This is a genomic window from uncultured Sulfitobacter sp., assembly GCF_947497275.1.
Classification (GTDB): Bacteria; Pseudomonadota; Alphaproteobacteria; order Rhodobacterales; family Rhodobacteraceae; genus Sulfitobacter.
The window spans coordinates 82184-105102 of record NZ_CANMFS010000009.1 but is presented as its reverse complement, the minus strand read 5'-3'; the positions used below and the strand labels follow the sequence as shown (position 1 = coordinate 105102).

General features: G+C 63.4%; 27 protein-coding genes. 13 read left to right on the top strand and 14 right to left on the bottom strand.

What is annotated here, in order from left to right; all coding sequences use genetic code 11:
- Positions 1-27 precede the first annotated feature (27 nt).
- From acpS to folK, 6 genes are all read right to left on the bottom strand, one after another.
- Positions 28-432, bottom strand: coding sequence for a holo-ACP synthase (acpS, locus tag Q1A06_RS16935; protein ID WP_299566439.1), 405 nt, complete (start codon positions 430-432; stop codon positions 28-30).
- 22 nt (positions 433-454) lie between these two features.
- A complete protein-coding gene (locus Q1A06_RS16930; RefSeq protein WP_299566436.1) occupies positions 455-1210 on the bottom strand; it encodes a pyridoxine 5'-phosphate synthase in 756 nt (251 codons plus the stop codon).
- Complete coding sequence (locus tag Q1A06_RS16925; protein ID WP_299566433.1) at positions 1203-1889, bottom strand: DUF2062 domain-containing protein; 687 nt, start codon at positions 1887-1889, stop codon at positions 1203-1205. Before Q1A06_RS16925 ends, Q1A06_RS16930 begins: the two co-directional genes overlap by 8 nt.
- Positions 1886-4039 (bottom strand): bifunctional (p)ppGpp synthetase/guanosine-3',5'-bis(diphosphate) 3'-pyrophosphohydrolase, encoded by a 2154-nt coding sequence (locus tag Q1A06_RS16920; protein WP_299566430.1) that lies wholly within the window; start codon positions 4037-4039, stop codon positions 1886-1888. The genes Q1A06_RS16925 and Q1A06_RS16920 overlap by 4 nt, the downstream gene beginning before the upstream one ends.
- A 47-nt stretch (positions 4040-4086) precedes the next feature.
- Positions 4087-4440 (bottom strand): DNA-directed RNA polymerase subunit omega, encoded by a 354-nt coding sequence (gene rpoZ / locus Q1A06_RS16915; protein WP_299566427.1) that lies wholly within the window; start codon positions 4438-4440, stop codon positions 4087-4089.
- 72 nt (positions 4441-4512) lie between these two features.
- The gene (gene folK, locus Q1A06_RS16910) at positions 4513-5121 is read right to left on the bottom strand and encodes a 2-amino-4-hydroxy-6-hydroxymethyldihydropteridine diphosphokinase (RefSeq protein WP_299566424.1); all 609 of its coding nucleotides are present in this window, start codon (positions 5119-5121) and stop codon (positions 4513-4515) included.
- A gap of 127 nt (positions 5122-5248) precedes the next feature.
- Between folK and Q1A06_RS16905 the strand changes: the two genes are divergently transcribed.
- The 7 genes from Q1A06_RS16905 (at position 5249) to Q1A06_RS16875 (ending at position 9891) form a co-directional block, all read left to right on the top strand.
- Complete coding sequence (locus tag Q1A06_RS16905) at positions 5249-5803, top strand: NYN domain-containing protein (protein WP_299566421.1); 555 nt, start codon at positions 5249-5251, stop codon at positions 5801-5803.
- A 294-nt stretch (positions 5804-6097) separates the two neighbouring features.
- The gene (gene ispH / locus Q1A06_RS16900; protein ID WP_299566418.1) at positions 6098-7048 is read left to right on the top strand and encodes a 4-hydroxy-3-methylbut-2-enyl diphosphate reductase; all 951 of its coding nucleotides are present in this window, start codon (positions 6098-6100) and stop codon (positions 7046-7048) included.
- Between the two features lie 67 nt (positions 7049-7115).
- On the top strand, positions 7116-7730 hold the full coding sequence (locus tag Q1A06_RS16895; RefSeq protein WP_299566514.1) for a LysE family translocator: 615 nt from the start codon (positions 7116-7118) through the stop codon (positions 7728-7730).
- 26 nt (positions 7731-7756) lie between these two features.
- Positions 7757-8209 (top strand): DUF3429 domain-containing protein, encoded by a 453-nt coding sequence (locus Q1A06_RS16890; protein ID WP_299566415.1) that lies wholly within the window; start codon positions 7757-7759, stop codon positions 8207-8209.
- Entirely contained in the window at positions 8206-8799 is a 594-nt protein-coding gene (locus tag Q1A06_RS16885) for a class I SAM-dependent methyltransferase (RefSeq protein WP_299566412.1), read from the top strand. Before Q1A06_RS16890 ends, Q1A06_RS16885 begins: the two co-directional genes overlap by 4 nt.
- The gene (rnhA, locus tag Q1A06_RS16880; protein WP_299566409.1) at positions 8792-9247 is read left to right on the top strand and encodes a ribonuclease HI; all 456 of its coding nucleotides are present in this window, start codon (positions 8792-8794) and stop codon (positions 9245-9247) included. Before Q1A06_RS16885 ends, rnhA begins: the two co-directional genes overlap by 8 nt.
- A 20-nt stretch (positions 9248-9267) precedes the next feature.
- The gene (locus Q1A06_RS16875) at positions 9268-9891 is read left to right on the top strand and encodes a trimeric intracellular cation channel family protein (RefSeq protein WP_299566406.1); all 624 of its coding nucleotides are present in this window, start codon (positions 9268-9270) and stop codon (positions 9889-9891) included.
- 13 nt (positions 9892-9904) lie between these two features.
- Here the strand turns inward: Q1A06_RS16875 and Q1A06_RS16870 are convergent, their stop codons facing one another.
- Genes Q1A06_RS16870 through def (Q1A06_RS16850) form a run of 5 tightly spaced genes read right to left on the bottom strand, consistent with a single transcriptional unit; the run spans position 9905 to position 12584 of the window.
- Complete coding sequence (locus Q1A06_RS16870) at positions 9905-10141, bottom strand: hypothetical protein (protein WP_299566403.1); 237 nt, start codon at positions 10139-10141, stop codon at positions 9905-9907.
- An 11-nt stretch (positions 10142-10152) separates the two neighbouring features.
- A complete protein-coding gene (fmt, locus tag Q1A06_RS16865; protein WP_299566400.1) occupies positions 10153-11061 on the bottom strand; it encodes a methionyl-tRNA formyltransferase in 909 nt (302 codons plus the stop codon).
- 10 nt (positions 11062-11071) lie between these two features.
- Positions 11072-11569: a peptide deformylase gene (def, locus tag Q1A06_RS16860; RefSeq protein WP_299566397.1), complete on the bottom strand. Its 498-nt coding sequence runs from the start codon at positions 11567-11569 to the stop codon at positions 11072-11074.
- On the bottom strand, positions 11566-12069 hold the full coding sequence (gene def, locus Q1A06_RS16855; protein WP_299566394.1) for a peptide deformylase: 504 nt from the start codon (positions 12067-12069) through the stop codon (positions 11566-11568). The genes def (Q1A06_RS16860) and def (Q1A06_RS16855) overlap by 4 nt, the downstream gene beginning before the upstream one ends.
- Positions 12066-12584: a peptide deformylase gene (def, locus tag Q1A06_RS16850; RefSeq protein ID WP_299566391.1), complete on the bottom strand. Its 519-nt coding sequence runs from the start codon at positions 12582-12584 to the stop codon at positions 12066-12068. Before def (Q1A06_RS16850) ends, def (Q1A06_RS16855) begins: the two co-directional genes overlap by 4 nt.
- Before the next feature lie 98 nt (positions 12585-12682).
- On the opposite strand from def (Q1A06_RS16850), the gene Q1A06_RS16845 reads away from it, so the two are divergent.
- A complete protein-coding gene (locus Q1A06_RS16845; RefSeq protein WP_299566388.1) occupies positions 12683-13852 on the top strand; it encodes a MalY/PatB family protein in 1170 nt (389 codons plus the stop codon).
- Positions 13853-13914: 62 nt separating this feature from the next.
- Here Q1A06_RS16845 and Q1A06_RS16840 read toward each other — a convergent pair whose 3' ends face one another.
- Positions 13915-14259, bottom strand: coding sequence for a hypothetical protein (locus Q1A06_RS16840; protein ID WP_299566385.1), 345 nt, complete (start codon positions 14257-14259; stop codon positions 13915-13917).
- Between the two features lie 181 nt (positions 14260-14440).
- Between Q1A06_RS16840 and Q1A06_RS16835 the strand changes: the two genes are divergently transcribed.
- Positions 14441-15415 (top strand): glutathione S-transferase family protein, encoded by a 975-nt coding sequence (locus tag Q1A06_RS16835; RefSeq protein WP_299566382.1) that lies wholly within the window; start codon positions 14441-14443, stop codon positions 15413-15415.
- A 6-nt stretch (positions 15416-15421) separates the two neighbouring features.
- Here Q1A06_RS16835 and Q1A06_RS16830 read toward each other — a convergent pair whose 3' ends face one another.
- Positions 15422-15817, bottom strand: coding sequence for a response regulator (locus tag Q1A06_RS16830; protein ID WP_299566380.1), 396 nt, complete (start codon positions 15815-15817; stop codon positions 15422-15424).
- Positions 15818-15989: 172 nt separating this feature from the next.
- Between Q1A06_RS16830 and Q1A06_RS16825 the strand changes: the two genes are divergently transcribed.
- The 4 genes from Q1A06_RS16825 to Q1A06_RS16810 are packed head-to-tail and all read left to right on the top strand — an operon-like array spanning position 15990 to position 19452.
- Entirely contained in the window at positions 15990-16937 is a 948-nt protein-coding gene (locus Q1A06_RS16825; RefSeq protein WP_299566377.1) for a threonine-phosphate decarboxylase, read from the top strand.
- A complete protein-coding gene (gene cbiB, locus Q1A06_RS16820) occupies positions 16934-17842 on the top strand; it encodes an adenosylcobinamide-phosphate synthase CbiB (RefSeq protein ID WP_299566374.1) in 909 nt (302 codons plus the stop codon). The genes Q1A06_RS16825 and cbiB overlap by 4 nt, the downstream gene beginning before the upstream one ends.
- Before the next feature lie 23 nt (positions 17843-17865).
- Positions 17866-19038, top strand: coding sequence for a lytic murein transglycosylase (locus Q1A06_RS16815; protein ID WP_299566371.1), 1173 nt, complete (start codon positions 17866-17868; stop codon positions 19036-19038).
- An 18-nt stretch (positions 19039-19056) separates the two neighbouring features.
- Complete coding sequence (locus tag Q1A06_RS16810) at positions 19057-19452, top strand: rhodanese-like domain-containing protein (protein WP_299566368.1); 396 nt, start codon at positions 19057-19059, stop codon at positions 19450-19452.
- A 3-nt stretch (positions 19453-19455) separates the two neighbouring features.
- Here the strand turns inward: Q1A06_RS16810 and smc are convergent, their stop codons facing one another.
- Positions 19456-22911: a chromosome segregation protein SMC gene (gene smc, locus Q1A06_RS16805; protein ID WP_299566366.1), complete on the bottom strand. Its 3456-nt coding sequence runs from the start codon at positions 22909-22911 to the stop codon at positions 19456-19458.
- Between the last annotated feature and the right edge of the window lie 8 nt (positions 22912-22919).

The window sequence follows — 22919 nt, the reverse complement described above, 5'->3', positions numbered from 1 at the left end:
GTGGCCTGCCGTCCCGCGCACCTGGCGTCACCGCGGGAGCGGTCGCGCCTCTATCACCACGAAGGCCTGCGCCCAAGGGTGATCGTCGGTCAGCGTGACGTGAATGATCGCCTCGTGACCGGCGGGTGTCATGCTGGCAAGCCGATCTGCGGCCCACCCCGTCACCTCCATCACCGGCTGGCCGGTGCGCAGATTGCTCACCGCCATGTCGCGCCAGCTGATGCCCATGCGCAGCCCGGTGCCCAGCGCCTTGGAGCACGCCTCCTTGGCCGCCCAGCGTTTGGCATAGGTGCCGGCGACGTCGCGCCTGCGCTCCGCCTTGTTCTGTTCGGTCGGGGTAAACACACGGTTGCGGAACCGGTCGCCGAACCGCTCCAGCGTGCCGGCGATCCGGTCGATATTCGCAAGATCCGTGCCGACGCCGAGGATCATGTGATGCAGCCCATAAGATCTCTCAATGTTGCTTGCGCGCGCCGTCCATCAACCGCCGCATCTCCTGTATCGCAGGGGCGAGGCCAAGGAAGATCGCCTCGCCCACCAGAAAATGCCCGATGTTCAGCTCCTGCACCTCGGGAAACGCCGCCACCGGCGCGACCGTGTCAAAGCTCAAACCATGCCCGGCATGAACCTCAAGCCCTAAACCATGTGCAAACGCCGCCATTTCGCGCAGACGCTCCAGCTCGGCACCGGCCTCCTGCGTGCGGCCTTCGGCATGGGCGTCGCAATACGCACCGGTGTGCAGCTCGATCACCTCGGCACCGATCCGGTGCGCCGCTTCGACTTGCCGCTGCTCGGCCGCGATAAAGATCGACACGCGGCTGCCCGCATCGCGCAAGGGCGCGATGAAATGGGCAAGGCGGTTCTCTTCGCGCGCCACTTCCAGACCGCCCTCCGTTGTCCGCTCCTCGCGCTTTTCCGGCACGATGCAGACAGCGTGCGGCTTGTGGCGCAGCGCGATCTTTTGCATCTCGTCCGTCGCCGCCATTTCGAAATTCAGGGGCACCGTCAGCACATCCATCAGCCCATCGATGTCCGCGTCCGAGATGTGGCGCCGGTCCTCGCGCAGGTGGGCCGTGATGCCATCGGCACCAGCCTCCTGTGCGATCCGCGCCGCGCGTAACGGGTCGGGGTATGCCCCGCCACGCGCATTGCGCACCGTTGCCACATGATCAATGTTGACGCCCAAACGCAGTTTGCCGTTCTCAGCCATTGGCCTTTTCCTTTTTCTCTTTCGCCGACGCCAGCTTCTTTTCTTCGGCCTTTGCAGCCGTTTTCGCCTTGAGTGCCTCGAACTTCGCCTTGATCAAACCCTTGCGCCGCTTTTGATAGGCCCGCAGGATCGGCACCATCAGATAATAGCTTAGCGTCGCAAAGAAGATTCCCGGCAGGATTCCACCAATCAGATAGGGATAGAATACGTCGCGCGAAAAGATTGCCAGCCCCGACCAATCCATCTGTGCCGATGTAAAGATCGACAGGAAGTTCTGCCACAGATCGACGCCGGCGTCCGAGAATTTCGTGCTCAACGCCCGCAACTCACCCTGCTCCAGCTCGGTCCCCAGAATCCAGTGCCCTGATTTCAGCGAGGCCAGCGCGATAAAGACGAACGTCAGTGGATTTCCCACGAATGTGGCCATCAGGGACGCAAGGATGTTGCCCTTCATCACTCTCGCAAGCAAAGCTGCGACAACAAAATGCATACCGAACAACGGCGTGAACGTCGTGAACACGCCCGCCCAGATACCCCGCGCGATCCGCTCGGGGCTGTCGGGCAGGCGGCGCATGCGGTGCTTGACGTAGTGGAACGCCCGAGTCCAACCGCCCCGGGGCCATAAAAACTCCGCCACGGACCGCAGAAACGGCTTCGGATCGCGGCGTTTGAAAATCAAGGAGCGGCCTCCGCTTCGTTCTGCGGGTAAGCACTTTGTCCCGGGTCGCGGTGACGGCTGATGGAGGCAACATCGCGCTCCGCTTCGAGCGTCGTCATCAGGGCATGCAATTGCGCCGCGTCGCGCAGCTCCGCGCGCACCAGCAGGCGAAAGAAATCCGGTTTGCGTTCGAGAAAATTGAGGTCGGCGATGTTCGCCTCGGCCTCTCCGATCAGCGTACAGATACGGCCCAGCACACCGCGATCGTTCCCGATCGTCATGTCGAGCGTCACACCATAAACCGCCGGATGGCTGCCATCGTGCCAGCGCAGGTCAAGCCAGCGTTCGGGTTGCTCTTCGTAGACGCTCAACCGGTTGCAATCAATCGCGTGGATGGTCACGCCCTTGCCCCGAAAGGTGATCCCGACGATCCGCTCTCCCGGAAGGGGATCGCAACAGGATGCGCGGTCGAACGACTGGCCTGGCTCAAGGCCGATGACCGCGCGCTTGCGGTCCACCACATCGCCCGGCGCCGCGGACAGATCGGGATAGACCGCATCGACCACGTCGCGCCCGGTCAACTCCGCACTGCCCAACTGCTCCAGCAGATGGTCGCGGTTTTTCAGCCGCAAGTGCCGCGCGGCGGTCTCAAGCACCTTTTCGGTCGCATTCTTGCCGACCTGCTCGAAGGCCGAGCGCGCCAGCTCGCGCCCCAGCTTGATGAACCGGCCCCGATCCACCTCGCGCAGAGAGCGGCGAATGGCCGTCTTGGCCTTGCCCGTTGTCGCGATATCAAGCCATGTCGCCTGCGGCGTCTGACCCTGCGCGGTGATGATTTCGACGGACTGACCGTTCTTCACCCGTGTCCATAGCGGCACGCGCAATCCGTCGATCTTGGCACCTACGCACGCCGATCCGATCCGCGTGTGGATCGCATAGGCGAAATCAATCGGCGTCGCCCCGCGCGGCAGCTTGATCACCTCGCCCTTGGGGGTAAAGCAGAACACCTTGTCGGTATACATCTCCAGCTTGACCGCCTCGAGAAAGCTCTCGTGATCATCCTCGCCGTCGAATTGCTCGGTCAGCTGCGCGATCCATTTCGCCGGATCGACGGCAAAGGGGTTCTTGGATCTCACCCCGTCGCGGTAGGACCAGTGCGCCGCAACACCTGTTTCGGCCACATCGTGCATCTGGCGGGTGCGGATCTGCACCTCCACCCGTTTTCCGTCGCGCCCCGAAACGGTCGTATGGATCGACCGGTAGCCATTGGTTTTCGGTTGGCTGATGTAATCCTTGAACCGCCCCGGCACCGCGCGCCAGCGCCGGTGGATCGCCCCCAATGCGCGATAGCAATCTTCCTCGCTGCCGGTGATCACCCGAAATCCGTAAATGTCGGACAAGCGCGAAAAGGATTGCTCCTTTTCCTCCATCTTGCGCCAGATCGAATAGGGCTTCTTGGCGCGGCCCAGAACCTCTGCCTCGACATCGGCCCTCTTCAACTCCTTGCGCATGTCCGTGGTGATCCGCTGGATCACATCGCCGGTTTCTTTCTGCAAGGTGATGAACCGCCGGATGATGCTCGCACGCGCTTCGGAGTTGAGGACACGAAACGCCAGATCTTCCAGCTCTTCACGCATCCACTGCATCCCCATGCGCCCGGCGAGCGGCGCGAAGATGTCCATCGTCTCGCGCGCTTTCTGGGCCTGCTTTTCGGGGCGCATCGCCTTGATCGTGCGCATGTTGTGCAAGCGGTCGCTCAGCTTGACCAGAATCACCCGCAGGTCCTTGGACATTGCCATGAACAGCTTGCGAAAATTCTCCGCCTGCTTTGTCTCGGTCGAATTGAGCTGAAGATTGGTCAGTTTCGTCACGCCATCGACCAGCTCGGCCACTTCGTGCCCGAACAGTTTTTCCACTTCGCCATAGGAGGCGGGCGTGTCTTCGATGGTATCGTGAAGCAGCGCGGTAATGATCGTCGCATCGTCAAGCTGCTGCTTGGCCAGAATTGCCGCGACTGCAACGGGATGGGTAAAGTAGGGTTCGCCCGAATGGCGAAATTGCCCTTCGTGCATGCGCTCGCCGTAGGCGAACGCTTTGCCGATCAATGCTGCGTCGGTTTTCGGGTTGAATCCGCGGACGAGTTTGATGAGGTCATCGGCAGTGATCGCCATTGTCTGCCTCTATCACCCCAACAGCGGGAAGCGATATCCCGCCAGCTTCACCCCTGCCCTTGCGCAGCCATCAGCTGCCGCAAAAGCATCTCTTCGGACATGCTGTCCTCTTCCGGCTTGTCCTGCTCTGCACCCATCAAAAGCGCCATCGCGTCCTCTTCGGGCTCGTCAACCTCGATCTGGCTCTGGTTGCTCTCGATCATCCGCTCGCGCAGGTCATCGGCAGACTGCGTTTCCTCGGCAATCTCACGCAATGAAACAACCGGATTCTTGTCGTTGTCACGATCGACGGTCACGGCGGATCCGGCGGCGATTTCGCGGGCGCGGTGCGCCGCTAGCATCACCAGCTCGAACCGATTCGGGACTTTATCAACACAATCTTCGACGGTTACGCGGGCCATTGGACGCTCCAATAAGAAAAATCTGTTTGAAAAGGGTACCTAAGCCCGTTCGGCCGGATTTACAAGCAGGTATTAGAGCGCGACCACCTCGGCGCGCTCATTTTCGGGCAGCGCAGTGTAAAGCTGGCGGATGGTTTTGCCAAGCAGCGGGTGCACCCAGTCCGGCGCGATATCCATCAGGGGAACCAGCACGAAGGCGCGGTCCTGCAGGCGTGGATGCGGTACAATCGGCTGATCCGGTGCCCGCGCCTGTTGATCCGCAAGGCTGAGTTCACGCCATTTCCGGTGCGTTGCGGCATCGGGCAGAACCTGCGCCCCGAAGGCGATCAGATCCAGATCGAGACTGCGTGGCCCCCAACGCACCTTCCGGGCGCGGCCCAGCTCCGCCTCGACGCCGTGCAACTGCGCAAGCAAGCCTGCGGGATCCCCCGCGAATACCACGGCGGCAGCGGCATTTACGAAATCCGGGCCGGAGTTCGGCGGAAAAGCGCGCGTTCGGTAGAAACGACTCACAGCGGACACAGCCACGCCGCACCCGCCAAGCAATGCCAGAGCCTTTTCAAGCGTTTGTTGCGAAGATCCTGCGCCTGACGCGAGGTTAGATCCAAGCGCAATCAATTGATAATCGGGACTCTTGTGCCCAGACCTACCCGTCTCGCGATACTTTCCGGCTTGCAGCATGAATTTAAACCCCTACATGTTTCGCTCAAATAACTACTTCATGGCAGATTTGCACGGTTGGCGCGCTTCTCGGTTTTGACGAGAGCCCCGCCATTTCTCGTACCGCCTGCCGGATAAAGGATTTCGGATGTTTTACAAGGACGAGCGTCTCGCATTGTTCATAGACGGCTCAAACCTCTACGCTGCGGCCAAGACGCTAGGTTTCGATATAGATTACAAGCTGCTGCGACAGGAGTTCATGCGCCGCGGCAAATTGCTGCGCGCCTTCTATTATACCGCTCTGCTGGAGAATGACGAGTATTCGCCGATCAGGCCCCTTGTCGACTGGCTGCACTACAACGGCTTTTCGATGGTCACGAAACCGGCCAAGGAATACACCGACAGCATGGGCCGCCGGAAGGTGAAGGGCAACATGGACATCGAACTCGCCGTCGATGCGATGGAACTTGCGCCGCACGTCGATCATATTGTCATCTTCTCGGGCGATGGTGATTTCCGGCCGCTCGTCGAATCGCTGCAACGGCAGGGCGTCCGGGTTTCCGTCGTCTCGACGATTCGCAGCCAACCCCCAATGATCTCGGACGATTTGCGACGTCAGGCCGATAATTTCATCGAATTGAATGACCTGCGCGAAGTCGTCGGTCGCCCCCCTCGCGAAATACCCGATTCTGACACAAACTGAGGGTTTCGCGCCGTCTGACAAATAGAGCCCCGGTTTCGTTTACACGAACCGGTGCATTTGCCTCATGATAATAGGGGACGGTAAAGCACACTGACGTATGCGCGGCACCCGCACCTGCCCTACCACCGCGTACCGAACCGATCTCCCTACTAGGGGGGTCGCGAATTTTGCGTCTGCTACCGCGCCGATGCTGCGACACCGATGCAGCCGCCCCTCGTCCGCCGATAGCCGCATTCGAGGCTGGACGCCGCGCGCGCGCGCACCTACCTGTGTAGCCCAACACCGGAGAACTCTATGCCCAAGCCACCGCTCACCCTCTATCTTGCCGCGCCGCGCGGGTTTTGCGCGGGCGTCGACCGCGCGATCAAGATCGTCGAGATGGCATTGGAGAAATGGGGCGCACCCGTCTACGTGCGCCACGAGATCGTGCACAACAAATTCGTGGTGGACGGCTTGCGCGACCAGGGTGCCGTGTTCGTCGAGGAACTGTCCGAATGCCCCGATGACCGCCCGGTGATATTCTCGGCCCACGGCGTGCCCAAATCGGTCCCCAATGCGGCGCAGGCGCGCAACATGATCTATGTCGATGCGACATGCCCGCTGGTCAGCAAGGTCCACATCGAGGCCCAGCGCCACGCCGACGCGGGCCTGCAGATGATCATGATCGGCCACGAAGGGCATCCCGAAACCATCGGCACGATGGGGCAACTGCCGCAAGGCGACGTGCTGCTCGTCGAAACACCGCAGGACGTAGACCGGATCGAGGTCCGTAATCCGCACAAGCTGGCCTATGTCACGCAAACAACGCTCAGCGTGGACGACACCGCCGACATCGTCGCGGCCTTGCAGGCCCGGTTTCCAGGTATCATCGGGCCCCACAAGGAAGACATCTGCTACGCCACCACAAACCGACAGGAAGCGGTCAAGGCGATGGCCCCCAAGTGCGATGCGATGCTGGTCGTCGGTGCGCCCAATTCCTCGAACTCCAAGCGTCTCGTCGAAGTCGGGTCGCGCGCCGGCTGCGCCTATGCGCAGCTGGTCCAGCGCGCCGGTGATATCGACTGGCGCGCGCTGAGCGGCATCAGCAGCATCGGCATCACCGCCGGCGCGTCGGCACCCGAAGTGTTGATCAACGAAGTCATCGACGCTTTCAAGGCCCGCTTTGACGTGTCCGAGGAACTGGTCGAAACAGCCGTCGAAAACGTCGAATTCAAGGTCCCGCGCGTGTTGCGCACCCCCGCCTGAACCAAGCGCCTTGCAGTATTCGCGGATGCGGCTAGGCTGGCGGTATCGCACCGCTGCGGAGATTGCCTTGATCACGTTCCAGTTTCTCATCACGGCACTCGTCGTCGTCGTCGCTCCGGGCACCGGCGTGATCTACACCCTCGCCCTTGGCCTCGGCCAGGGGCGGCAGGCAGCGCTTTGGGCGGCTGTGGGCTGTACCTTCGGCATCGTGCCGCATCTGGCGGCGGCCACTCTGGGGCTGGCCGCAGTGCTGCACACCTCCGCGGTCCTCTTCACGGCTGTCAAATGGGCCGGCGTCGCCTACCTGCTCTATCTCGCATGGCAAAGCCTGAAAGAAGGCGGCGCGCTGAATGTCTCGGCCACCGACACACGGCAAAGCGGATGGATCATTGCGCGACGCGGGGCGCTGATCAACATCCTCAACCCCAAACTCTCGATCTTCTTCCTCGCGCTGCTGCCGCCGTTCCTGTCTGGCAACGCCGCGACCGCGACTGCCGAAATGGCGTTGATGGGCGCGATCTTCATGGGCCTTACCTTCGCGGTCTTCATGCTCTACGGCATCTTCGCCGCCGCCGCGCGCCGCTGGTTGCTCGGATCCGAACAGGTGATGGCATGGCTCGGGCGTTCGTTCGCCGCGATCTTTGCCGCACTTGCCGGACGGCTGGCGCTGGAACGCGCCTGACCCCCACGTTAACGGAGCCGTCCCACATGCATCCAATCCCCCGCACGCCCTTGCTTCTTGGCCTCGCCGGCGTGATCCCGTTTGTCTGGGGCGCTTTGACGCTGCTCAGCCCCGCCGCCGCTGATTTCGGGATCAGCGTTCTGGGTCCGCGTTTCATCGGGCCCTACGTCCAGCTTTTCTACGGCGCGATCATCCTGTCGTTCATGTCGGGCGTGCTCTGGGGCTTTGCGACCAAGGCAGAGAGCAACCAAGCCGCCACCGGCTATGTGCTCTCGGTCATCCCCGCGCTCTGGGCGTTCTTCATGACGGGCAACGGGCCGGTCAGCGCCAGCCTGAACCTGATCATCGGATTCGTCGGCCTGCTGCTGATCGATTTTTCATTCTGGACCTGGGGTCTCGCGCCGCAATGGTGGATGTCGCTGCGCATTTTGCTCACGGCAATCGTTGTGGCCTGCCTCGGCCTCACGGCCTACCTGTGAGCGATCCCGAAACGCTGCGCGTCTACGCCGCGAAACACGCCGATTATGCCACCCGCACGGACGATCACAACAAGACCGATCCCCTGCTTGCCGCCTTCATCGCGAATCTCGACAGCGGCGGGCGGGCGCTCGATCTGGGCTGCGGGCCGGGGGCGAGCGCTGCCGCGATGGCGCGCGCGGGCCTGCGCGTCACCGCCGTCGACGCGGTCGCCGAAATGGTCGCGCTCGCCGCACGACATCCCGGCGTCACCGCTCTGCAACAGCGGTTCGAAGACATCGACGGCACCGGTATCTACGGAGGGATCTGGGCCAACTTCAGCCTCCTGCACGCCGACCGCGCAGCCCTGCCTGACATTCTGGGTGCGCTGCACCGCGCTCTGGTCCCCAAGGGCCGCCTGCACATCGCAATGAAACTGGGCAACGGCACGCAGCGCGACAACCTCGGACGGCTGTACACCTACGTCACCGAGAACGAATTGCGCGGCCTGCTCGGCGGGGCTGGATTTACCATCACCGAAAAGGCGGAAGGGCGCGATAAGGGGCTGGACGGCACCTATGCGGATTGGATAGCACTCGCCGCATATGGCTAAGCTTTTCGCATACACTGACGGCGCCTGTTCGGGCAATCCCGGCCCCGGCGGCTGGGGCGCCCTGTTGCAGGCAATGGACGGCGACCGCGTCGTCAAGGAACGCGAACTCAAAGGCGGCGAAGCCAACACCACCAATAACCGCATGGAACTGCTGGCCGCCATCAACGTGCTGGAAACACTGGACCGCGCGACCGAGATCACCATCGTCACCGACAGCAACTACGTGAAAAACGGCATCACCGGCTGGATTCACGGCTGGAAGAAGAACGGCTGGAAAAACGCGGCGAAGAAACCCGTCAAAAACGTAGAGCTTTGGCAGCGCCTCGATGCCGCCAACGCCCGCCATTCGGTGACATGGGAATGGGTCAAGGGCCACGCGGGCCACCCCGAGAACGAGCGCGCGGACGAACTTGCCCGCGCCGGCATGGCACCATTCAAATCCAGATGATCCCCCTTGGCGGAGGTGCCATGACCCTTGTGAGCCTGCTCGATTATGCGTCAGTCATCGTGTTTGCCATCACCGGCGCGCTGGTGGCCAGCCGCGCGCAACTTGATCTGGTGGGGTTCATGTTCATCGCCTGCCTGACAGCCGTCGGCGGCGGCACGATCCGCGATCTGCTGCTCGACCGGAACCCTGTTTTCTGGATCGCCGATCCGTCCTATCTGGGTGCTGCGTCGCTCGCAGCGGTGGTCGTGTTTTTCTCGGCCCACCTGCTGGAAAGCCGCCGCCGCGCGATGGTCTGGCTCGACGCGCTTGCCTTGCCGGTGGCCGTCGGCGCCGGCGCGGGCGTCGCGCTCAATCTCGATCAGGGACCGGTGATCGTGGTCCTGATGGGGGTGGTTACAGGGTGCATGGGCGGTCTGATGCGCGATGTTGTGGTCGGCGACGTGCCCCTCGTGCTCAAACAGGGCGAGCTCTACGTCACCGCCGCGTTCGCCGGTGCCGCCACCGCCGTTCTGTTCACGATGTATCTGCCGCAGCACCCTTACGAATTGCTTGCCTGCGCTGCCGTCACCTTCGTGCTGCGCGCGGGATCGGTGCTTTTCGGTTGGAACCTGCCCGTCTACAAAAGCACACCACCCAAAAGCTGACGTCCAAGGGCCGTCAGCGCCGCCAGTGGAACGGCACGATGATCAGCGCCCCGATGGAGGCCGCGATTGCGTTCAAACCGGGCGACGCAAATCCGAAGCCGAACATCAACCGCACGAAATAGAACACGAACGCGCCGCCGACGCAGATGATGATCGACTGTAAAATGCCGTTATGGGTGAATTCCGTCTTTTCGGACAGATAGCCGACGATGCCCGCGATCACGACAGTACCGATCATGGTGGGAAACATGGGGTTGTTCCTTATATGAAAACCGTGCCAGTGGCGATCTGCGCGCCACGCTGAAACGCCTGCGCATCCTGCGCACCCTTGCCTGCCCTTTGCAATCGGGTCAGCCTCACGGCCCCCTCACCGCAGGCGATCTCCAGATCCGCGCTCAGCACCGCGCCCGGCGCACCGCTGCCAGAGGCAAGCGTACAGCCCAGAACCTTGATGCGCTGGCCCTCATGCTCGAACCACGCACCGGGAACCGGGGACAGCCCACGAATGCTGCGATCCACCTCTGCTGCGGGGCGGGTCCAGTCGATGCGCGCCTCCGCCTTGTCGATCTTCGCTGCATAGGTCACGCCCGCGTCCGGCTGTGGCTGCGGCGTCAGATCGTCCAGTGTGTCCAGCGCCTGCGTGATCAACCGCGCGCCCAGCGCGCTCAGCCGGTCGTGTAACTGTGCCGTGGTTTCCTGCGCGCCGATGTCGACCGCCTCGCGCAACAGGACCGGCCCGGTATCCAGTCCCGCTTCCATCTGCATGATGCACACCCCCGTCCGCGCGTCCCCCGCCATGATCGCGCGGTGGATCGGGGCCGCCCCGCGCCAGCGCGGCAACAGGCTCGCGTGGATGTTGAGACAGCCGCGCGCCGGCGCATCGAGAATTGCCTGCGGCAGGATCAGACCGTACGCCACCACCACCGCGACATCCGCCTGCAACGCCGCGAAATCCTTCTGCGCCTCGTCTGTTTTCAACGACACCGGGTGCCGCACCTCAAGCCCCAGCGCCTCGGCGCGGGCTTGCACCGGCGATGGTTTATCCTTTTTGCCGCGCCCCGCCGGGCGGGGCGGCTGCGAATAGACGGCAGCGATCTCATGACCCGCGTCCACCAAAGCCTCCAGCACCGGTACCGAGAACTCCGGCGTTCCCATGAAGATCACCCGCATATGCCGCCCCTCAGCCGTTTAATTTGCGCGCACGGCGCAAAAGCATGTCGCGTTTGACCTTGCCCAGCCGGTCAATATACAGTTTGCCGTCCAGATGGTCGATCTGGTGCTGCACGCTGGTCGCATCAAGCCCCACGAAATCGCGTTCCACCTCCGCGCCACTCTCGTCAAGATACCGCACGCGCACGCCGCGCGGACGGCTGACCCTGGCGGAGACACCCGGCAAACAGGGCGAGGCTTCTTCGTGCACGTTCATGATCGCGGACGCGTCTATGACCTTCGGGTTCGCCAGCCTGATCCGCGTGTCGCGCGCCTCCGACGTGTCGACCACAGCAAGCCGCAGCATCACGCCGATCTGCTGCGCACCCAGACCCACGCCCGGCATTGCATCCATCGTGTCGATCATGTCCTGCCAGATCCGTCGCACCTCATCCGTCACGGCTTCCACCGGTGCCGCCGCCGTGCGCAGCCGCCTGTCCGGCCACTGCAGGATCGGGCGCACCGTCATTCGGCCTGCTCCTGATACACCGCCTCAAGCGCCGCACGCGTATCCGCATCAAGGTGGTCGAATGTCACCACCCCGTCGAGATGGTCCAGCTCGTGCTGCACGCACACAGCTCCGAACCCTTCAAAACTCTGCACAAACCGCGCCCCGTTCAGGCCGGTCCACACCATCTGCACCTGCGAGGGCCGCGACACATCTGCGCTAACGCCCGGTATGCTCAGACAGCCTTCGCTATTGCTCACCCGCTCTTCGCCGACTTCCTGCAACATCGGATTTATGCACACCAGCGGATCCGGCTTGCCCTCTTTCCAGCCCGCGTCCATCACGAACATCCGAATCATCGCGCCGACTTGCGGACCGGCAAGGCCGCGACCGGGCGCGGCATACATCGTCTCAAGCATTTCGGCGGCCAGCGTCTCGATCTCGGGCGTGATCGCGGCCACTGGCGCGCAGATCTCCATCAGGCGCGGATCGGGCCACTGGACGATGGGCAGAACGCTCATCCGCGCGCCAGCTCGCGTTTGAACTTCACCATCTTGCGGGTGATCATCTGTCGCCGCAGCGGCTTGAGATGGTCGATGAACAGCTTGCCGTCCAGATGGTCGATCTCGTGCTGCACACACGTCGCCCACAGCCGGTCCATCCCCTCGCGCCGCTCATGTCCGTCGCGGTCGATCCAACTTACCTCGACCTCGGCAGGGCGCGTCACATCGGCGAACTGTTCGGGCAGGCTCAGACACCCTTCCTCGTAGGTGTTCGACTCTTCCGACGTCGCCACGATCTGCGGATTGAACATGATCATCGGGCGCGGCTTCTCGCCTTCCTCCTTGACGCAATCAAGCACGATGAGGCGGCTCAGCACACCGACCTGCGGTGCGGCAAGGCCGACACCGGGCGCGTCATACATCGTCGCAAGCATGTCATCGGCCAGACTGCGCAGATCATCGGTCAGATCCTCTACGGGCGCGCAGTGTTTCTTCAACCGTGGGTCGGGGTGATATAGAATTGGGCGTTTCATGGGGTTCATGTAGGACACCGCATCGCGCCTCGCAAGCGGGGCTTGCACATAAGGCGGCAGCGGGTAGGTTTGCGGCAACATCAGACAGGAGATCACACATGAGCTTTGACACCCCGATCGAACGGCGCGGCACCCACTGCGTGAAGTGGGACGCGATGGCAAAGCTCTACGACGTGCCCGCCGATACCGGTATTCCGATGTGGGTCGCGGATATGGATTTCGCCACCGCACCGGTGGTGCAAAAGGCCGTGCAGGACATGGCCGATCACGGCGTCTACGGCTATTTCGGCGACGACAGCGCCTACCGCGCCGCAATCCAGTGGTGGATGACGGAACGCCACGGCTGGGATCTGGATCCCGCTCATATCTTTACCACGCACGGGTTGGTCAACGGCACCGCGATGTGCGTCGATGCCTTCACCGAACCCGGCGACGGTATCGTCCTGTTCACCCCGGTCTACCACGCCTTCGCCCGCGTGATCTCGGCAGCGGGACGGCGCGTCGTCGAATGCGAAATGGTGCAGGAAAACGGCCGCTACAAAATGGATTTCGACGCCTACGACGCACAAATGACCGGCAGCGAGAAAATGGTCATCCTCTGCTCTCCGCACAATCCCGGCGGCTGCGTCTGGAGCCGCGAAGAACTGCGCGCCGTCGCGGATTTCGCCAAGCGCCACGATCTGGTGCTGGTATCGGACGAGATCCACCACGATCTGGTGATGCCGGGACACACCCACACCCCGATGAGCTTGATCGAAGGGATCGAGGACCGTCTGGTGATGATGACCGCCACCACCAAGACATTCAACATCGCCGGCTCGCATTCGGGCAACGTGATCCTCGCCGACCCGGACCTGCGCGCGAAATTCGGCGCCCGCATGGCCGCGCTCGGCCTTTCCGCCAACAGCTTCGGCTTGTTCATGGCCACGGCAGCCTATTCGCCCGAAGGGGCGCAGTGGGTCGACGATCTCGTGCAATACCTAGACGGCAACCGGCGCCTGTTCGACACGGCGGTCAATGCCATTCCGGGCCTCACGTCAATGCCGCTGGCGGCTACCTATCTGGCCTGGGTCGACTTCAAGGATACCGGCATGACCCGCGAAGAATTCACCAGTCGCGTCGAGCAAGGGGCCGGCATCGCCGCAAACCACGGGCCGACCTTCGGCAGTGGCGGCGACAGCTTCCTGCGCTTCAACTTTGCGACACCGCGCGCGCGGGTACAGGAAGCCTGCGACCGACTGACCGAGGCGTTCAAGGATCTACAGTAACCGGGCTGCGTGGTGTCTTGGGCGCGTCACGCGTCTTGGGCACCCGTTCGGCTGACGTCGCGCTATCTGCGTCCCTCGTGCCGCTGAAACGCCTGAAGCTGGTCCATCTCCGGCACTGCGGCATAGTTTACCGATGGCGCACGTCGAACAACGAAACTGCGCTCTGACATCGCCGTCTCGCAGCGTCGGATCGCATATTGTCCAAGATGCTCTGTACCGTCGTACAGATCGACCAGACCTGACAGCACCGGCACAAGATCTGCCGTAACGGCGAAACCGCCATCCCAGATCCGCAAAACCGGAAACACGGCTTCGCCCGCCTTGACGGAACACGCGCGGGGCCGCGTTCGCGATGACAGACCCGTGCGCGCTGAGGGCTGAAATCCGTTGGGAAGGAAAATATCCATGCGTCGATCCTCCGGGTGTTGGACTCCACGCTCGGCCATAACGCTGCGAAAATCAATGGTTTTCTAGGGCATCCTCGGCGTTGTGCAAATTTGCACCCGCTGTGCGCGGTGACGTCCCTGTAACTTCAGGCGATCTGCCCTATCTCGAAATCAACGGTACGATTGACGGAAGGGAATACACATGGGAATGCTGATCGACGGCGAATGGCACGACAAAGGGTACGACACCGAGAAATCTGATGGAAAGTTCGAGCGTGACGACGCAAAATTTCGCAATTGGATCACCGCCGATGGCAGTGCCGGTCCCTCGGGTGATGCCGGGTTCAAGGCCGAGGCGGGCCGCTACCACCTCTACATCAGCCACGCCTGCCCCTGGGCGCATCGCACCATGGTTTTCCGCACGCTCAAAGGGCTGACCGATCTCATCGACGTGTCGGTCGTACATCCGGACATGCTTGGCGAGGGCTGGACCTTCGACACCGATTTCGAGGGGGCCACGGGGGACCGTCTGTTCGGCCTGCCCTTCGCACGCGATCTCTATACCCGCGCCTTGCCTGACTTTACCGGTCGCGTGACCGTTCCGATACTATGGGACAAGGAGCGCGGCACAATCGTGTCGAACGAATCTTCGGAAATCATCCGCATGTTCAACACCGCCTTCGACGGGATCACCGGCAATACGGACGATTTCTATCCCGCGGAACTGCACAAAGAAATCGAGGCGGTGAACGCGCGAATCTACGACACGGTCAACAATGGCGTCTACAAAGCCGGGTTCGCCACCACACAAAAGGCTTATGACGACGCGGTTGGGCCGCTCTTCGACAGTCTCGACTGGATCGAAGGCATCCTCGGCGACAACCGGTATCTCACCGGCGACCGCATTACCGAAGCAGACTGGCGCTTGTTCACCACTCTGCTGCGCTTTGATCTGGTCTACCACCAGCACTTCAAATGCAACCGGCGCCGGATCATCGACTACCCCAACATCTGGGCCTTTACCCGCGAATTATATCAATGGGACGGCATCGCCGACATCGTCGATTTCGATCACATCGTGCGCCACTATCATTACAGCCATGAGACGATCAATCCGCACAGGATTATCCCGATCAACCCGCAAATCGACTGGATGGCACCGCACGACAGGGGGTGACATTCCTTAACCCGCGCTGAGTTCCTGACCGTAATACGCCACCAGTGCCGCCAGATCTTCTGGCGGTGTACCGCTTTGCACAAAAGCGCGCGCATTCGCGGAATGGGCAAAAATCGACCCGTCCGAGAAAAAGCTGGTGTTGGTCACAAAGATCACCCGCGCCTTGGGTTGCCGGTAATTCGCGTAATCCGCAATCGCCAGGGCGGACCCGTCCTCGATCACCAGATCGAGAATGATGATATCGACGGTATGGTCCGACAGATGCGCGACCGCTGCCTGCTGGCTCGCCGCATAGGCACATTCCATCCCCTGACGTTCAAGATGCCGCAGCCATACTTTCGCCAGCTCCGGAGAGCTTTCGACGATCAGTACCCGCGTAGTCTGGACCATGTTCTGTGTCATCCGAAGCCCCCTTGGCTCCTTGAGGCTTCGTCAGATTTAGTTAACAAATCCCTAACGAATCCACTCGGCATTTGTCATTATAACGCACGAACGGACCATGCGCCATTTTCCGCTTTCGAAAGGGCCTGAATGGGCTATTTTCGGCCAACACCACAACCCTTGAGTATACCCCTTGACCCTACGGAAAAAAGATCACGGCGGTGGGCTGGATGCGGCAGCAGACCGGTACGGCGGTATCCGCGCGGACTGGATCGATCTGTCCACCGGCATCAATCCTGTCGCCTACCCGGTACCCACATTGCCAGCGGATGCATGGACGGCGCTGCCAGATACCGCTGCACAACACGCGCTGAGCGCGGCGGCTCGGCGGTTCTGGCGCATACCAGATGCGGCGGCGGTTCTGGCGACGCCGGGCGCATCCGCCCCGATCGCGATGATACCGAGCCTGCGACCCGCCGCAAGCGTCCAGATCGCCACGCCCACCTATAACGAACACGCCGCCGCTTTTGCGCAAGCAGGCTGGCGCACCGCATCCGACCCCGCCGAGGCCGGCGCGCAGGTGATCGTACACCCCAACAACCCCGACGGGCGCATCTTCAGCGCGGATGATCTGCACGCCCCCCTGCAAATCATCGACGAAAGTTTCTGCGATGTGATGCCACGGGCTTCCTTGATCGCACGGGCGGAACAAGGCAACACCCTGATCCTCAAAAGCTTCGGCAAGTTCTGGGGGCTGGCGGGCCTGCGCCTCGGCTTTGTCATCGGTACGTGCGAGCTGGTGTCGGACCTGGCCGCGATGCTTGGCCCTTGGCCGGTCGCAGGCCCGGCGATCGAAATCGGAACCCGCGCCCTGAACGATCCGGAATGGGCCGCGCGCACCCGCACCCGTCTCGTCACGGACGCGGCCCACCTCGACGGGCTGTTCTGCTCCGCTGGCGCAGAACCGCTCGGCGGCACGACACTGTTCCGGCTCTACAACGTGGCGGACGCGGTCCAATGGCAGGACCGTCTCGCACGGCATCACATCTGGACGCGGGTCTTCCCCTATAACCCACGGTGGCTGCGCATCGGACTGCCCCCGCCCCACGGCTGGAACAGGCTCGAAAGCGCGCTGGCATGAGCACCGCCGCCAGCCTTGTCATCGCTTTGCTGCTGGACGCCGCGCTGGGAGAGCCGCGCTGGCTCTGGTCACGACTGCCGCATCCGGCAGTCCTGATGGGACGCGCCATCGCCGGTCTTGATCGCCGCCTCAACCACGGGGGCAACCGTCTGGCCAAGGGCGCAGCAGCACTCCTGTTGCTGACCACCGGCGCGGCCCTACTGGGTACGGGTCTGGCGCAGGCAGGCCCGGTGGTGGAAACAGCCGTCGCCGCGATCCTTCTCGCGCAGCGGTCGCTGGTGCAGCATGTGCGCGCGGTCGCCGACGGCCTGCGCGTCTCGCTGCAGGATGGCCGCCGCGCCGTGGCGATGATCGTCAGCCGCGACACCGCCGCGATGGACCGATCCGCCGTTGCCCGCTCCGCAATCGAAAGTGCGGCGGAAAACCTGTCGGACGGCGTGATCGCACCCGCCTTCTGGTTCCTCATCGGCGGGCTCCCCGGGCTGCTGGTCTACAAGACCGTCAACACAGCAGACAGCATGATCGGATACCGTACCCCGGCGTACGAACACTTTGGAAAACCCGCCGCACGCCTGGACGATCTACTCAACTGGATACCGGCGCGCCTGACCTGCGCCCTCATTGGGGTGCCGGCAGGTGTCGCGCATGCGTGGCGCGGTATCGTGGCGGATGCACGGCTGCACCGCTCGCCCAACGCGGGCTGGCCGGAGGCGGCGATGGCGCGCGCCATTGGTGTGGCGCTTGCCGGTCCGCGCGCCTATGATGGGCAGATGCACGATTTCCCTTGGGTCGGCGGCGCGGGGGCGCGCGTCATCGGACCAGCGCAGATCGACGCCGCCATACGCCATCTCTGGATCGCGTGGGCACTCGCTATGGGGCTGGCGATGGCGCTTGCCCTTTTCTGACAGGACCAGACCAAGGAATTTACATGCGCTCCATACTTATCGCCGCGACTCTGAGCCTCGCATCCACCCTCGCATCGGCGCAAGTGCCCTGCGGCGGCTCTTTCCCCGAATTCATCGACGGCCTCAAATCAGAAGCCACAGCACGCGGCCTCGACGCCACCACAAGCGACCGCTTCTTCGCAAGCGTCCGTCCCGATCCCGCGGTACTGCGGGCCGATGCGGCGCAGGGCGTGTTCCAGCGCCCGTTCATCGACTTTTCCCGTCGCCTCATTTCCGCGGACAGGATCACCCGCGGTAAACGCAACGGTCAGAAATACGACGCGATCTTTGACCGGATCGAAAGCACCTACGGCGTGGACCGTGGCGTTCTGCTGGCCTTCTGGGCGTTCGAAACCGACTACGGCGCGTTTCAGGGCGATTTCAATACGGCCAATGCGCTCGTCACCCTCGCGCACGACTGCCGACGCCCCGAACTGTTCCGCCCGCAGATTTTCGCCGCAATCGAACTGTTCGCACGCGGTGATTTCGATCCGACGACAACAACGGGTGCATGGGCGGGCGAGATCGGCATGGTCCAGATGCTCCCCCGCGACATTCTTGAAAACGGCACCGACGGCGACGGCGACGGGCGCGTCACCCTCAAAACCTCAGTGCCCGATGCCCTGATGTCGGGGGGCAAGATGCTCTCGGCGCTGGGCTGGCGCGCGGGAGAGCCCTGGATCGACGAGGTGCGCCTGCCCGATAGCTTCGATTGGTCCCTGACCGGGCTGGAAACCACCAAAACAGGCGCCGAATGGGCCGCGCTGGGCGTCGCCCCGCGCGATGGCAGCTTGGCCGAAGCCCTGCCCGCCTCACTCATTCTGCCGCAGGGACGCGGCGGCCCGGCTTTCATCACATACCCCAACTTCCGGGTCTATTTCGAATGGAACCAAAGCTTTACCTACGTTCTGACCGCCGCGTATTTCGCCACACGGCTGCAAGGCGCGCCAGTCTACGACGCGGGCACGTCCGAAACCGGCCTGGACGGCGACCAGATGAAAGCATTGCAAACCAAGCTTGCCGCGCGCGGCTATGACGTGGGCGAGATCGACGGCATTCTGGGGGCGAAATCCCGTCAGGCGATCCGCGCCGAACAACAGCGTCTCGGCCTGCCCGTCGATGCATGGCCCACTCCCGCCCTCCTGTCCCAACTCTGACCAGAAAAGGAGCCGTCAATGGCACTCAAGACAACCGCCGCAGAAATGGTCGCCAAGGCCCGCGCGCGCATCGAGGAAATCGAAACGACAGACGCCATCGCGATGGTCGATGACCCGAACGTGCAGATCGTCGATCTGCGCGACCCGCGCGAGCGTGAGCGCACCGGCTTTATCCCCGGCAGCTTTCACTGCCCGCGCGGTATGCTGGAATTCTGGGTCGATCCCGACAGCCCGTATTTCAGGGATATCTTCGCGCAGGACAAGAAATTCGTCTTTCACTGCGCCTCGGGCTGGCGCTCGGCCCTGTCCGTGGCAACCTTGCAGGACATGGGCTTTGAGGCGGCGCACCTGAAGGACGGTTTCGGCGGCTGGGAGAAAGCCGGTGGCCCGATCGAACACAAGAAGCCACAATAGCGCCTAGGCGACCAGCTTTTCGGCCTTCTTCAGATCGACCGACACAAGCTGGCTGACCCCCTGTTCGGCCATCGTGACGCCGAACAGGCGGTCCATCCGCGCCATAGTCACCGCATGGTGCGTGATGATCAGGAATCGGGTGTCCGTTTGTCGGCACATCTCGTCCAGCAGATCACAGAACCGCGTGACGTTCGCGTCGTCCAGCGGCGCATCGACTTCGTCGAGCACACAGATCGGCGCCGGATTGGCCAGAAACACCGCAAAGATCAGCGCCATCGCCGTCAACGTCTGCTCCCCGCCCGACAACAGGCTCAGCGTACTCAGCTTCTTTCCCGGCGGCTGGCACATGATCTCAAGGCCCGCCTCCAGCGGATCGTCGCTTTCCACCATCACCAGATTCGCTTCACCACCGCCGAACAGATGGGTGAACAGCAGCGAAAAGTTGCTGTTCACCTGCTCGAACGCCGTTAGCAGACGTTCGCGCCCCTCGCGGTTGAGGCTGGCAATACCCGCACGCAGGGTCTTGATCGCCTCTTCCAGATCGGTCTTTTCGGAAACGAGAGTATCATGCTCCTCCTGGACCTCACGGGCATCCTCGTCCGCGCGCAAATTGACAGCGCCCAACGCTTCCCGTTGCCGCTTGAGCCGGTTCACATCCGCTTCCAGCGTGTCCGCGCCCGGCATCTGATCGGGGTTCACATCCAGCCGCGTGAGTAATTGGTTCGGCGTCAGATGCTGGTCCTCGCCGATCCGTTCGGCGGCGGCGGCGGCGGTTTCCCTGGCCGCATCGCTGCGCGCTTCGGATCGCGCGCGCGCCTCGCGGGCCTCGGATGCCGCGCGCTCCGCCTCACGCTCGGCCAGCGTCGTGTCGCGCAACGTCTGCTCGGCCACACTCAGCGTATCGGCGGCGGCCGCGCGCCGTGCCTCGGCCTGCGCTATCTGCTGGCTCAGCGCGTCACGCTGCGCGGCAAGCTCCGCCGGAACGGCCTGCGCCGCCTCGAGGTCCGCCTCGGACGCCTGTTTGCGTGCCACCAACTCGGCGCTGCGCTTTTCCGCAGTCTCCAGACGGTGCCGCCATCCACTTAATTCCTTAGTCACCTCCTGCGTCCGTTTCAGCCGCACCTCGCCCTCGCGCCGCATTTCGTCGTGGGCGGACCGGCGCGACATCATCGTGATGCGCGCGGCCTCGACCGTCAGGCGCAGATCCTCGATGGCATGGCGTGCCTCCGTCAGATCGCCCAGTTCTGTCAAAGCGCGCTCGGCCTCAAGCACCCGCGCACGCGCGGCCATCGCCTCTTCCTCGTGGCGCGTCACCGCAAGGCCAAGGGACTCCAACCGCCCTTGCGCCAAATTCCGGTCCGCCTCCGCACGGCTCAACGCGCGGCCCGCATCGGCGACGGCACGGTCGGCATCCCGCCGCGCGGCCCGCGCCGCCTTGTCTGTTTCGGTCTGCTCGACCAGCAGCGCGCTGAGGCTCTCATGCGCCGCCCGCGCTCCTTCCGCGCGGTTGTTCGCCTGCTCCAGCCCCTGTTTGAGCGTTTCAAGCCGGTTCAGCTGTTGCAACCGCAACGCGGCGGCCGAAGGCGCATCCTCTGCCCAGGCCCGCAGCCCGTCCCAGCGCCACAAATCACCCTCGGGCGAGACCAGCCGCTGACCGGGCTTCAGCGTGGCCTGCAACCGGGGCCCTGCATCCGCATCGACAAGACCAACCTGCCCCATCCGCCGCGCCAGAACATCGGGGCACGACACATGGTGCGTCAGTGGGGTGACCCCCTCCGGCAACGGCTGCGCCACGTCATAGGGCGGCAGCACGGACCACCCCGACGGCCCGTCGGCATCGACCTCGGGCGCGCGCAGATCATCGGCAAGGGCGGCGCCCAACGCCTTCTCGAACCCATGCTCCACCTGCAACCGGTCGAGGATCTGCCCGCCCTCCGCGGTGTCGCGCTCCAACAGCTTCGCAAGTGCTGTCGTCTCGGCGCGCAACGCGTTCATCTCGCCCTCCGCCTGCGACCGCTCGCCGCGCGCATCCGCTTCGCGCGCCTGGGTTTGCGCGCGCTGCTCCTCTGCCGCGTTCAGCGCGGCTTCCGCCGCTTCGGCGCTGGCCACGGCAGCACCTTCATCCGCCTGCGCCGTCTCGAAATCCGAACCGGCTCTGGCCAGCGCCGCCGTGCTTGACGCCACGGCCTCGCGCGCCCGTACCGCTTCGGCTTCGGACCTGTCCCGCAACTTGCGATTGTCGTCCAACAGCCGTTCCGCTGAACCATACCGCGCGGCAAGCCGTGCCACATCCTCCGTTTGCTGGGCCAGATCCGCCTCGCGCGCCTGCAAAACGCCCGCCGCCTCGCGTGCGGCCTGCGCTGCCGCTTCCAGCGCCGCATCATGGCCCACGCCCGCTTTCTCAAGCGCGCGCGCCTCCCACTGCAGCCGCTCAATCGTCTCGTCCGCATCCTTGTTCAGTCCGGCCTCGCGCTCGATATCACGGGCAAGCTGCGCAATGCGGCTTTCCAGCGTGTCGATCTGCGACCGGGCGCGCGCCTCCTGGTCGCTGAGCGTATCACGCTGGACAGTCAGCCGCTGCACGACCGCCGCCGCAATCGCGTCTTCCTCGCGCAGCGCCGGCAACGCGTCCTCGGCGGTCTGGCGCGCCTTCGCACTGGTGCGCACCTGACCCTCGGCCTGTGCGGTGGCCGTCACCCGGCCGCGCAACTCATCCTCGGCTCGCGCGCGCGCATCATCCGCCTCGCGCCAGCGGCGATACAACAGCATGCCTTCCGTCCGCCGCAACCGGTCCCCGATCTCGCGGTAGCGCGCCGCCTGACGGGCCTGCCGCGCAAGCTGCGCAAGCTGCGCAGCCAACTGTTCGATCACGTCGTCGACCCGCGCCAGATTGGTCTCGGCCCCGTTCAGCTTCAGCTCCGCTTCATGCCTGCGCGCATAGAGCCCAGAAATCCCTGCCGCCTCCTCGAGGATCCGACGGCGGTTCTTCGGTTTGGCGTTGATTAGCTCAGAGATCTGGCCCTGCCGCACCAGCGCCGGGGAATGCGCGCCGGTGGAGGCATCCGCAAACAGCATTTGTACGTCGCGCGCACGCACGTCCTTGCCCGCCGCCTTGTAGGCACTGCCGACGTCCCGTGTGATCCGCCGCACGATTTCCAGTTGGTCCGCGTCGTTGAACCCCGCCGGGGCCAGACGCTCGGAATTATCAATGTGCAATGACACTTCGGCAAAGTTTCGCGCGGGTCGCGTGGACGCACCGGCAAAGATCACGTCCTCCATCCCGCCGCCGCGCATCGCGGTGGGCCGGTTTTCCCCCATCACCCATCGCAACGCCTCAAGCAGATTGGATTTGCCACATCCGTTCGGCCCGACAACGCCGGTCAGCCCGTCCGCGATGACAAGATCGGTCGGGTCCACGAAGCTTTTGAAGCCTGTAAGCCTGAGTTTGGAAAAGCGCATGGTCCGCC